This window comes from uncultured Aquimarina sp. (genome assembly GCF_947495315.1).
Classification (GTDB): domain Bacteria; phylum Bacteroidota; class Bacteroidia; order Flavobacteriales; family Flavobacteriaceae; genus Aquimarina.
The window spans coordinates 247,323-259,804 of sequence record NZ_CANLYD010000007.1 but is presented as its reverse complement, the minus strand read 5'-3'; the positions used below and the strand labels follow the sequence as shown (position 1 = coordinate 259,804).

At 30.6% G+C, this 12,482-nt stretch carries 12 protein-coding genes; 3 read left to right on the top strand and 9 right to left on the bottom strand.

All coding sequences use genetic code 11. The features are described from left to right. Positions 1–104 precede the first annotated feature (104 nt). Both Q0910_RS14765 and Q0910_RS14760 read right to left on the bottom strand, forming a co-directional pair. Positions 105–866 (bottom strand): LytTR family DNA-binding domain-containing protein, encoded by a 762-nt coding sequence (locus Q0910_RS14765; protein WP_299218070.1) that lies wholly within the window; start codon positions 864–866, stop codon positions 105–107. A gap of 1 nt (position 867) precedes the next feature. Next, complete coding sequence (locus Q0910_RS14760) at positions 868–1,884, bottom strand: histidine kinase (protein WP_299218067.1); 1,017 nt, start codon at positions 1,882–1,884, stop codon at positions 868–870. Between the two features lie 216 nt (positions 1,885–2,100). On the opposite strand from Q0910_RS14760, the gene Q0910_RS14755 reads away from it, so the two are divergent. Continuing rightward, on the top strand, positions 2,101–3,291 hold the full coding sequence (locus Q0910_RS14755; protein ID WP_299218065.1) for a hypothetical protein: 1,191 nt from the start codon (positions 2,101–2,103) through the stop codon (positions 3,289–3,291). Between the two features lies 1 nt (position 3,292). Further along, on the top strand, positions 3,293–3,916 hold the full coding sequence (locus Q0910_RS14750) for a hypothetical protein (RefSeq protein WP_299218063.1): 624 nt from the start codon (positions 3,293–3,295) through the stop codon (positions 3,914–3,916). Between the two features lie 18 nt (positions 3,917–3,934). Here the strand turns inward: Q0910_RS14750 and Q0910_RS14745 are convergent, their stop codons facing one another. The 6 genes from Q0910_RS14745 to Q0910_RS14720 are packed head-to-tail and all read right to left on the bottom strand — an operon-like array spanning position 3,935 to position 9,239. Continuing rightward, a complete protein-coding gene (locus tag Q0910_RS14745; RefSeq protein WP_299218061.1) occupies positions 3,935–4,762 on the bottom strand; it encodes an alpha/beta fold hydrolase in 828 nt (275 codons plus the stop codon). Positions 4,763–4,769: 7 nt separating this feature from the next. After that, a complete protein-coding gene (locus Q0910_RS14740; protein ID WP_299218058.1) occupies positions 4,770–5,198 on the bottom strand; it encodes a hypothetical protein in 429 nt (142 codons plus the stop codon). Further along, entirely contained in the window at positions 5,195–6,574 is a 1,380-nt protein-coding gene (locus Q0910_RS14735) for a mannosyltransferase (protein ID WP_299218055.1), read from the bottom strand. The genes Q0910_RS14740 and Q0910_RS14735 overlap by 4 nt, the downstream gene beginning before the upstream one ends. 2 nt (positions 6,575–6,576) lie before the next feature. Next, positions 6,577–8,049, bottom strand: a complete 1,473-nt coding sequence (locus tag Q0910_RS14730; RefSeq protein WP_299218053.1) for a cellulose synthase family protein — start codon at positions 8,047–8,049, stop codon at positions 6,577–6,579. Next, entirely contained in the window at positions 8,049–8,741 is a 693-nt protein-coding gene (locus Q0910_RS14725) for a glycosyltransferase family 2 protein (RefSeq protein WP_299218051.1), read from the bottom strand. Before Q0910_RS14725 ends, Q0910_RS14730 begins: the two co-directional genes overlap by 1 nt. Then, entirely contained in the window at positions 8,742–9,239 is a 498-nt protein-coding gene (locus tag Q0910_RS14720; protein ID WP_299218049.1) for a hypothetical protein, read from the bottom strand. 241 nt (positions 9,240–9,480) lie between these two features. On the opposite strand from Q0910_RS14720, the gene Q0910_RS14715 reads away from it, so the two are divergent. Continuing rightward, complete coding sequence (locus Q0910_RS14715; protein ID WP_299218047.1) at positions 9,481–10,764, top strand: HAMP domain-containing sensor histidine kinase; 1,284 nt, start codon at positions 9,481–9,483, stop codon at positions 10,762–10,764. A 79-nt stretch (positions 10,765–10,843) separates the two neighbouring features. On the opposite strand, the gene Q0910_RS14710 is transcribed toward Q0910_RS14715, so the two are convergent. Further along, a complete protein-coding gene (locus Q0910_RS14710) occupies positions 10,844–12,481 on the bottom strand; it encodes a 4Fe-4S dicluster domain-containing protein (protein WP_299218045.1) in 1,638 nt (545 codons plus the stop codon). Position 12,482: the final 1 nt, after the last annotated feature.

Here is a 12,482-nt window from a genome sequence, read left to right as displayed (position 1 = left end):
TTGAATTAAATGTATTAGCTGTTCTTACAATTTTATTTCACCACTTTTCATTCTATAAAAACTTTCTTTCCAGATAAATTCTTAAAAGCTATACCTTTTTAGTGTTAACTATAAAAATTTCGTAACCAACTTGAGCGTTCTTGACTTAAATATATACCATCTTCATATGTAGGTTCAAGTTGGACAACAAAGCGTCCTGGTTTATAGTTTTTTAAAGATTTAATAGCACTAATGTTAGTAAGTAATTTTCTGTGCAATCGTATAAAATGATTTGGATTTAATTCTTTTTGTAGTTGTTCTAAAGATTCGTCTATTATATAAGAATCACCATTTTTTAGCTTTACAAACACGGATTCATCCCTATAGAAGTATGCAATCTGCTCAATATTTACTGGTGTATATTTCTTGCCGTCTTTTAATAAGAATCGTTTCTTGTATTGCTCTTTTGTTTTAAGTTGATTTATAAGATCCATGTTTTTTAAGAATGAAGAGTCATTATCTATAGCAAATTTTTCTACAAATTTGGATACAGATATGTTTACATCCTCCTTGGTAATAGGTTTTAGCAAGTAATCAATTCCAGTTGTTTTAAAAGCTTTAATGGCGTATTGATCGTAGGCTGTGGTAAAAATAATTGAGGTGTCAATAACTACATTCTCTAAGATCTGAAAAGAAATACCATCAGAAAGCTGAATATCCATAAAGATTAGATCAGGTCTTTTATTGTTTTGAAACCATTTTGTCGCTGTTTTAACTGAACTTAAAATTTTGACTACATCAAAATCGAAAGAGACCTGATTGAGAATTTTTTGTAAATGCTGCAAGGCAGTGATTTCATCTTCTATGATAACCGTTTTTATTTTCATTTTATATAAATGGAATGGTTACTTTAAATATTTTTTCTTTAGATACTATTTTCACTTTTTCATTTGTAAGATAACTATATCTTTTTTGGATATTTTGTAATCCAGATCCGAGGTGATCTCCAGATACTTTTTTTATCCCTATAGAGGTAATTGACAATGAATCATTATCATTATTAAATTGTAATTCTAAGGGAGTGTCCTTATCAATTTGGTTATGCTTAATAGCATTTTCAATAAGTTGTTGGAGTACTAAAGGAGGAAGTTTTTTGCCTGCAATTTCCTTAAGAAATAGGTTGTTATTGATGATTAAAGCGTTCTGATAGCGTTGTTTCATAATATCAAGATATTGTATAGCAAGACCGTATTCTTCTTTTGCATCTATTACTGAGTTATTTTTGTTTTGAAGCATTACTCTATAAATACTCGAAATATTTTTTAAAAAACTTTTGGCAGACTCTGTGTCTTCATCTATAAGAAAGTAAAGAGTATTAAAATTATTAAAGAGAAAGTGTGGATTCAATTGATTTTTTAAAATAAGAAGATTGGCTTCTGTAATTTCACTTTTAATCTTTTCATTTTCAATTAATGTGTAGAAATGTTGGTTTTTCAAATCTGATAAATACTGAATTAGGGAGAATATGATGGATAAGCAAAGTCCAATAATAAATGCAAGGGTCATATGCTTTGAGTTAGGCTTCTCACTATAATATAGTAAGTGATCCATCCATTTAAAACCAAAAAATAATAAGGAATATGCTAATGTCCCTATTGCAATGCTTGATAAAAGAAATAGTATTTGCTGGATTAAATTTTTCTGTAGTATTTTAGAGTTACGCATCTTTTTTTGAAAAAAGCAAATAACTTCAAATGTAACGTGGGCAATAAGAAACCAAACAAAAGTCAAAAAATTAATTTCAGGAGGCTCTTTAAATTGAGATGTTAACCAAATGAGTACAACAAAAATTGTGGAAACAGCAATGGATATAAGTATCCTCTTATATATTGAAAAATTTTTCATAAACTATAATTGTATCAAAAATAGAATATTTCCAATAGGTTAAAACCATTATGACTCTAGTACAATGGATAATTTTGATGAATTCAACATCTTTATATTGTATATAGTAAAGTCTGTGCTCAAAATATTTAGGTTAATACAGCGATAGTTTACATTGAGAAAAATTTTAAAAAAACAAAGTGTTGAAATCTCTAGTTTTGAATAAAGACTTTTGAAATGAAACAAGTTGTTATTTTGTCAATTATATGGACCTTTTTTTTAAGTGTAAATGGTCAGGAAAAAGGACTTTTAGAAACTAATAGTTTTTTTATTGCAGATATATCTAATTCAAAATTTACACAATTTATTAAGCCTAAGATTCAGGAAAGTCAGTTTGTTTTTTTAGGAGAACAACACGGTATTATTGAAGTTGGTGAAATAACAAGTCTTTTGTATAACATTGCCCAACCTTTTGGATTCAGAACTTTGTGTATTGAAACAGATGACGTAGCAGCAAAAACACTTTCTTCGTTTTTAGATTTAGAATCTCCTATAAACAAGGCAAAAGAATTTGAAAAAAAATATCCTTTTACGATACCTTTTTATAATAATTATGAGGACTTTGAGATGTTTAAAAATATATTCAAATTAGAAGGTTCTCTATGGGGGATTGATCAAAGTCTAATGACACAGTTTAGATATAACTTTGATTATATTATTAACCGGACTAGCAATAAAAAGTTAAAGAACGCATTAATTCCTTTAAGGGAACAAGCAATAACATCTTATAAAAAAGCAATAGAAGAAAAAGATTTTATGGCTCCTTTTATATTTCAGTATAGTGAATCAATTCATCAAGAATTAATGAGCCTAACTATTGATTCTGTAGAGAAAGAAATTATTGAACAACTTTGGAAAACTAAAGAAATCTACGAATATAATTTTAATGGTGAATATTATTTAAACAATCAAATCAGAGGTCGTTTAATGAAGTCAAACTTTATGAATTATTACAGAAAAGCCTCTTTATTAGATTCATTACCAAAGGTAGTTTTCAAGCTTGGTGCAAATCATGCTGCTCTTGGTTTAACAAGAACTAATATTTATGATATTTCTAATTTATGTTCAGAATTAGCCATTATGAATGGAATGGAATCTTTACATATTTTAGCAATGGGTATTTCAGGAGTACAAAGACTAGCAAATCCTTTCGAGCCATCAAAGACATTACATACCATAAACGAAAATAAATACCTTCCAGAAGAATTTCTAGCGTTAACAGGTAAATCGGATGAAAAATATCTTGTCATAGATACAAGAGCATTAAGGCCTTATGCTAATAAATTTTCAAGAAAAGTAAAACAATTTATTTTCAAGTTTGATGTAATTATTCTTATCAAAGATGCAAAACCCCTTACGAGTTTTTGACATGAGAAGATTTTTAAAAAGGATAAATGGTTTTCAAATCATAATTGAATCTTTACTTATAATATTTAGTATTCTTTTTGCACTTGGAGTGAATGAAATTCGTGCTACGAAACAGTTAAACAGTCAAAAAGAAGAATCGTTACATAATCTTGAAAATGAACTGAAGCAAAATTTCATAGGTTTAAAGAAGGTTATTCCCTACCACAAAAAAATAACTCAAAGATTATTGAAAATAATTGACTCGGTGGGTACCATAAAAGGGAAAATAAATAAAACTGGTTTAGAGTTAATGAGTGATGTGAATCCTTCCGGTATTATGCCTCCTTCGCCACAGAAAACATCTTGGGAGACTATTAGGATTACTAATTCAATTAGTTTATTAGATTTTGAATTAGTGAATGATCTTTCAAAGCTTTATAAGCTTCAAGAAGACGGTGTTGAAATTACTTGGAAACTAATCGCTAATTTTTTACTCTCAAGAGAAAATTTTGATCCTAATCATACATTCGAAAACCTTAAGATTCTCAATGCATACATTACCGAACTATATAGTCAAGAACTCTATCTTAAACAGAAAATCAAAGATATTTTGGCTAAACATTTTGAAAATAGTGGTAAGGAATAAGCAATCCTTCTTCAGATCTCAATACCTCTTCAACAAATCCTGTAACTCATCATAATATTGTTTAGATAGGTAAATACCATTATGTCCAGCACCTTTGATGAGTGTAAGTTCGATTTTATCGGGATATAATTTTTTTAGTCGTTTAGAATGCTCTTCTGGTTTGATCAGGAAATCTTTAGAACCGTGAAAAACGCGAATTGGGCACTTGACTTCTCCTATGAACTTATAGGACGGAATTTCATAATTAATTAATGCTTGCGGAACAGGAGCTATATTGGCTATGAATTCGTTCCAAGCATAATACGGAGCTTCTAAAATAAGAAGTTTAGGATTATTCTTTGCTGCAGTATACGATGCAAACCCTGTTCCTATTGAATATCCTAATACAATAACATCTTTTTCTTCATAAAGAGTAAGCACATAATCATATATTTTTTGGGCATCATTATACAATTCAGATTCTTCCTCGTAAAAACTATCACTTTTACCATATCCTCTATAATCTACAAATAAGACATCAAAGCTATTTTCTGTATATAAATATGCTCGCTCTCCCCATTCATGAATTGCTCCTGCATTTCCATGAAAGTATAGGATTACACCTTTGCTAATAGAATCGGTTTTAAATAATAAAGCATTTAAACTCACATCATCTTCTACCTTAATGTTGATTTCCTCAAAAGATTGATCAAAAGAATAGGTATAATCCTTAGATAATACTTTAGGGTTAAAAAAGAAACGTTCTTGTTTTATATATAGGAATATGTATCCACAAAGAATCAAAATAATAATGAATACTATAAATCGTAATAATCTTCTTCCTATTTTTCTGAAATTGATTTTCAAAATGTCGCTATATTTTTTTTAATACAAATAAATTTGCTGGTGACTCCGCATACAGTATAAACCCTTTTTCCTTTTCGTTAAAAAGCTTGATGGTTTCAGATCCTAATAATTTCAAAATTTCATTATTAAATGTAGAGTAGAAACTCATTAAGAAAGCATTGTCATATTCATGTTGGATTTCAAAATCTCCTTCATCAATTTTTTCTGAATCTTCTAGTAAGATAAATTGATTTTTTATAAACTTAATTTGATAATTACAGTACAATCTATTCGAATTCGATTCACAATAATGTTTGTTGGTCATATATTTACATAGACTCCAATCGTTTTGTAATGAGTCTATTACAGCAGAAGAAGTGTCTTGAGAAAATGAAAAACTACTTATAAATGATGTTATGAGTAGATAGCATATTTTACTATGTAATGTAAATCTCAATTATAAATATATTTTAGTGAAACTATTTTTGTGTTTTTAAACACTTCGAAAATAAAAATACCAAATACGGTACTATATTCTAGAGCAACAAACCATAAATTTTCTTTAAAATCTGGATGCATATATGCAGTATAGCTAAATATAATGACAAATGACCACCAAATAGGGAACTTATATTTTGTAAAAACACAAAGCGCTAAAGGAACTGACAGATACCAGGGGTGTACCGTAGTTGATAAGAAATAATAACTACAAATTCCAATCATCATTACTGTAATTAGCTGAGTTGTACTTTTGTTTTTCCTTAAAAACGTGAGCAGTAAAAGGATCCCAATCACAATTAATGGTAAAATCTTACCAACCGTGCCAATGATATTCCAGCCAATAGTTTGGTAACCTATCCAGCGAATGATGTAATAAATGCTAGCGTTGAATTCAAAATTCTGAAACCAAAGGCCAATAGTTTTACCAAAATTAGAGATAAATTCTGAAGATAAAAAAGGAGCAAAAAGAAGTACAGTTGTGATAATAACGATACTATAAAATCCAACAAGTTTTAAAATCCGATATTTTAGACTGAGCTTGTCGAAGCCGACTATGAACTTCTGAAAGAATAATGGTAAAAATAATAATGGAATTAGTTTCACTGAAACAGAAAGCGCAAGAGCAATGGCTGCCCAATACCAATATCCCTTTTGCAGTAGATATAATGACCAGATAATAAAAAATATCATGACTGATTCAAAATGAAGGTTTCCTGTGAGCTCAAGAATAACAAAAGGATTCAGGATGTACCAAAATATTCTGTTTTCTGGTATCTGGAGTATTCGTAATAATTTTCTTCCAAAGAAAAAAGTACCGACATCTGCCAAGATAATCAGTAATCTCATAACCACTACTGAGCCCAGAATACTTTTTCCAGCAAAAATTCCGGCGATTAAGTAACAGAATTGACTGATCGGAGGATAATTAGTATAATGACTACCATTAAGTGTGCCCATACCTTCATATAACTCTTGTGCTTGAGCAATTGGAGCATTACCTTGTGCGATCCACGTTTGGGGTAATGATAGATATGGATTAAATCCTTCTAGTAACATACGACCATCCCAGATAAATCGATAAAAATCTTGAGATAGATTAGGTATGGCTAATAGAAATATGATTCTAAATCCTAAAGCAATACCAGCTAAGAATTTAATGTTGTTAGGGTTGGTTTTAATAATTTTATAAGAAAGAAAGAATAATCCGGTCCATAAACCAAACATTTTTAGAAAGTCAATACGTTCTAGTTGATATGCAAAACTCCAGTAAAATAAGGCACAAAATAAGGTAAAGATGATGGAAAACTTATGGTATTTCCAAAGTCTAACCATTATTATATTTTAGAAGTAACTGACTTAAAGAATACAAACCCAAATCCAAGGAATAACATGATGTGAAATAAAAACAATCCAAAGTCCTGAAGTTTAAAGGCACTGTATAAAGCAAATGCAAAATAGCACATAAGGAATGCTTCTATGATTGTATTTCCAGAAATATTCTTATTCACGTATTTATTTCCTTTCCAGGAATCCTTAAGTGTATTTATATTAAATTTTGGTGTTCTGACAAATTCACTTTTCTTTCCGAAATGACCTTCTAAAACTGCCATTGAATTATGTACAGAGAACCCCATAGCTATAGAGAAGAAGGTAAAAAACATTTTTATGTATTCTATAAAATTCCAAAATCCACCACTATGGATTTTCTTAAAGGTATGCCAGTAACAGAAGAAAAATATCACCGTACTTAATGCAAAGAAGGCAATTACATTAAAGTACCAGCTAAACATTGGATTACTGTTTTTAATGTACATCACTGGAACACTTAATATTGCAACTAGTAGTACTAATAAAAACATACTACTATTTAGTAAGTGAAAGAAACTATGAAATTTAGTTTTAAAGGGTACCGTTTTGTCTTTCAGCATTTTCCAATATAGTTTCTGGAAATTTTCTGCGGCACCTTTGTTCCATCTAAATTGTTGTGAACGGGCAGCACTAATAACAACTGGTAATTCTGCAGGAGTTTCTACTTCTTCAAGATATTTGAATTTCCATTTTTTGAGCTGTGCTCTATAGCTTAAATCTAAATCTTCTGTTAATGTATCTCCTTGCCAGTTTCCGGCATCCTCAATACATTTCTTTCTCCACACACCTGCGGTTCCATTAAAATTAATAAAGTGATCTTTATAATTACGACCAACTTGCTCCATCGTGAAATGAAAATCCAGTGCAAAAGCCTGAATTTTAGTCAACATAGAATAGTTTCGATTGATATGCCCCCAGCGAGTTTGTACAACACCAATGTTTTCTTTTTTGAAATAAGGTATTGTTTGTAACAACCATTTTTTACCAGGAAGAAAATCAGCATCAAAGATTGCTATATATTCACCTTTAGCAATTTTTAATCCTTCTTTTAAGGCTCCTGCTTTAAACCCAGAGCGATCTTCTCTACAGATATGTTGAATATCTAAACCAGCATTTTGTAGTTGCTTAACATGAGCTGCGGTAGTATCCACAGATTCATCTGTAGAATCATCTAACACCTGTATTTCTAACTTGTCTTTAGGGTACTCTAATAGTGCAATGTTATCCAGTAAACGTTCCATCACATAGAGTTCATTATACACTGGCAATTGAATAGTAACGTAAGGAGTCTCTTCTTCTTTGGAAAGGTCAAAAGTAGGAGAATTATCGTCCAGTTTACGAGACTTAAGATAGTTGAAAAGTAAATTCAACTGTGCCAAACTGTACAAGAAAATTATTAGTAAAGCTACTGTATAAATAACAATGATAGCAATATCCATTATGCAAAGCTATATTTAAAAATCCAACTTAAAATCTTAACGCCTGCAAAGATAGCACCTTTTATGGTTCCTGAAACTTTTGAGACGCCTATTCTCTTTTTATAACGAACAGGGACTTCTATATAGGTAAACTGCTTTTTTATTGCTTTTAGTTGCATTTCTATTGTCCATCCATAGGTTTTATCTTCCATATTTAATTCCAGAAGCTTATTGTATTTAATTGCTCTAAAAGGTCCTAAATCTGTGAATTTTGCTCCAAAAAAAAGTTTCATTAAACTTGTAGCAAGCCAATTCCCAAAAATCTGTGGAACGGTCATAGAACCTGATTCTCTTAATTTTTTATCTCTTGCGCCAATGACCATATCGATATCTTGATTGATAATAGGTTCAATAATCTTTGTCAATTCTTCAGGGTAGTCACTATAATCACCATCTAGAAATACGATAATTTCTGGTGTAATTTTTTGCGAAGCAACATACTCTAAACCTTTAAGACAGGCATATCCATATCCCATTCTTTCCTCTCTTAGTACAACAGCACCAGCTTGTTTTGCTACTGCTTCGGTATTGTCTGTCGAGTTATTACTCACGACAATTATTTCAGAAACTTGGTTAGGAATTTCATTAATTACATGACCTACAGAGTCCTCTTCATTATAGGCAGGTATGATAACTTTGATTATGGGATTCATTTATAGTGAAGCATTGGGATTGTCTTTTTTAAAGCTAAAAACATCTGTCCATTCTCCCATTTTATGATCATCAACGTATTTTTCTGCTTTAAAGAGCTTATCATTTTTGTATAATAGGCAGTACCCATTTTTTTTGTTATTTTGGTATTGATATTTTTTGATAATTTGATCTTTCTGACTACTTGCGGCAATATCGTAAATAATCCACCATTTTTCTGCTTTATCATTTATAAAATGTCCTTCTTTAATGAGTTTGCTTTCTGAGGAATAGAAATACCAATATCCTTCTTTCTTATTATTTCTATAATGTCCTTGCTCTAAAATATTTCCGTTAGGATGATATGTATACCAATAATCTACCTTTTGATTATCCTTCTTCCAACCTTCAGCTTTTATAGAGCCATCACTGTAATATTCTCTTTGGTATTTTTTCTGGACCATTATTTGATTACCAAAAAAAGAATAGGCTACTAATATTATGAAAAATTTGTGTATCATCTATGTATTGCTATAGACACTTAGACGAAACTTTTACGAGATACCAACAAGAATTAATAAAAAAAGACAATTTTAACGATCGTATAATCGTGAGTAAATGTACCTGTGTTCTTACTTTTTTTGTAAAAAACAAACAAAAAGATGCTTTTTATCGATTTTTTTGTTAACTTTAACGATATGGTTGAAGTTTAATTTCTGTTTCTATATAAAGTTTAACGGGGCTAAATAAATTGATATTGATATGAATATTAGTAATACATCCCGAAAATTACCCAAGTTCTTTCAATTTGACAAAGTGTTGTTCACTGTAATGTTTATTGCATTGCCAGGAATAATATTAGATGGTGTCGTAGAGTATAATGAAGGAGGGCTAAGTGTCTATTTTAAAAGGGCAGTTATCACTTTCACAATAGTTACTATTGGTTTATTATTACAGAAAGGTGGTTTGATCAGAAAGTCTAGATTACTTACGCTTTCGGTATATACTATTGTTTTAGGAATGATGTCTTCACTTTTTTATGGAGTACTAGACCCTAATTTCGAATTTGAATCATTCTTTTTAAAAGTAGAAGTAATTGTATCTCTACTATTTTTTGCTGTGGGAATGTTGGTGCATTTTAGACATATTATCTTTTTACTTACCATTAATTTTATTTTCATCACATTATGTATGTTTTATTACCCTAAATTTCCGATAGAGAAATTAGCATTTTATTTTGTGATTGTAAGTGGAGGTGGTCTGATGGCATATTTTTGTCAACGTCTACTCGTACAGCTATCCAGAAAAGTAAAAGAGGCAAATAGATTGATAAGTATCAAAAATGAGGAGCTTAAAGAAATGAATCAATCAAAAGATGATCTCTTTAGAATTATTGGACATGATCTTAGAACTCCTTTCTATCAATTAAGGTCTCTTATCGATATGGTAGATGAAGTGGATAATATTCAGGAACGTGATCAGATAAAGAATATGATAAAAGAGGCTGCTGACAAAGGGAATAATTTGTTAGAAGATTTACTAGAATGGGGTAATATTTATAAAAAGCAATCACAGGTTTTGCTAGAAACGAAGAAAATTTCTGTTATCGTAGATAAAGTTTTTGCATTTTCTGATTTAAAAACAAAAAATAAAGAAATTAGTTTAATAAATGAATTACCAAAAGATCTAAAGGTTACTATTAATCCGGCTATGATGGAAACTGTTATGCGAAATTTGATTGCGAATGCGATAAAGTTTTCTCATCGAGGATCTGATATTATAGTAAAATCCGAAAAAATAGGAGGACAAGTAAGAATAGTGATAGAGGACAAAGGAATAGGAATACGTAATGAGAGTCTTTATGATCTTTTTACTACAGAAAAGAATAATTCTACAACAGGAACAGAAAATGAAAGAGGTACCGGATTTGGCCTAAGCATCGCTAAGAAACTAGTAGAAAAGCAAAACGGAGTTTTGGAAATAGAAAGTGAGTATAATAAAGGAACAACAATTAGTCTGTATTTTCCACACACGATGAGCGCTTAAAATTTACAGCCTAACCTTTTACATAAAAAAACAGCCTAATCGATTAGGCTGTTTTTTTATGTATTGAAGCTATTGAATTTTATTTATTATTTACAAAATCCATTAGATCAACATCATTTCCTAATAAAATCTCATTAGAATTTATTCTACCATCTAAACCATCATTTTCTAGTTTTAATACACCTCTTGGACATACAGCAGAACAAATTCCGCAACCCACACAACTAGATCTTACTATGTTTTCACCTTTTTGTGCATATGCTCTTACGTCGATTCCCATTTCGCAATAGGTAGAACAATTTCCGCAAGAGATACACTGCCCTCCATTAGTTGTAATTCTGAATTTAGAAAACAATCGTTGTTGAATTCCTAGAATTCCTGCCATAGGGCAACCCATACGACACCAAACGCGATTTCCTAGAATAGGATAAAAACCAGTACCAATAACCCCAGAGAAAATAGATCCAATACCAAAACCATAAAAAGCTCTTAGTGCACTATCAGCAGCGTAACTTTTGTCGTTCAAACCAAAAGAAAAATATTTTGCTTGAATTTGTATTTGACTTAGATCGACAAAACTAATCAAAACAAGAAATGCAATAGTAAAGATGAAGAATCCAGCTGCTCCAGTAACAGCACTTTTATTTAGTTGATTTCTTTTGTAATAAAGAATACCTGCAAAAAGTAAGGTTAAAAATACACCTACGCTTATTAAAAACACATTTTTTGTAAACCAATATTTTGTAGCATCGTATCCTAAAAATGTGGAAATGGTAGCTACTGTCATGATAACAGAAAATACTAATACCGTATGAATCATCCATCTTTCTAGTTTCCATGCATTCACACTTTTGTCAGATAATTGACGAAACGAATCTCCTGCAGTTTCTGCTAATCCTCCACAACCACAAACCCAAGAGCAGTACCATCTTTTTCCATATTTATAGGTCAGCCAAGGAGAAATTACAAATACCATTAGCACAGCTAGTATTAAAAAGAATAACCCTATTGTTTGCGCATTGATAAATTGATCTACTCGCCATTGTTCAAATGCATAATAATTAAGAGGCCACATGTTTTTTAGGTCATTATAAGGCAAAGAAAAAGTATCAGAATTTAAACGAGCCATTAATTCTGGTATTACAAAAGCAAATGCTGTTTGAAAAAACATAACACTCATAGTACGCAATTGCTCATAGCGATTATGCTTATATTTCATCAAAAACTTTATTCCAAAACCAACAATAGCAATCGTATATAATGTTCCATATACAAACCATTGACTAGCCGGATTACCACTTAGCAAACGACTTAATGGATCAAATAACCCTACTAATCCTGTATTTGTTCCATCTACTCCTTGTCCTAATCCTAATAATTCGGCAAAAAAGTATAAAACAACATAAAAACCAGTAAGTACTATTCCTGCAATCCAGGCAAGAACTCCTCTTGATGACATAGATTTAAACCAAACTCCATCATTTTTTATGCCTTCTAGTTTTTTATCATATGCTCCTTTTGAAAAAATGATAATACCTATTGTTAAGGCTGATAAGGATATTGTAAGCCAAAGTCCTTTGTTGGCTAAGTTTAAATTAAAAGATGCCAATAATAATACTAGTAATCCCGATATCCCGATAAGAACACCAATTTTTTGAATTGTATTAAGGCTTTTAGGAGGTTGTCCTGTTAATGCCATATTTCTTTCTACTGCCATG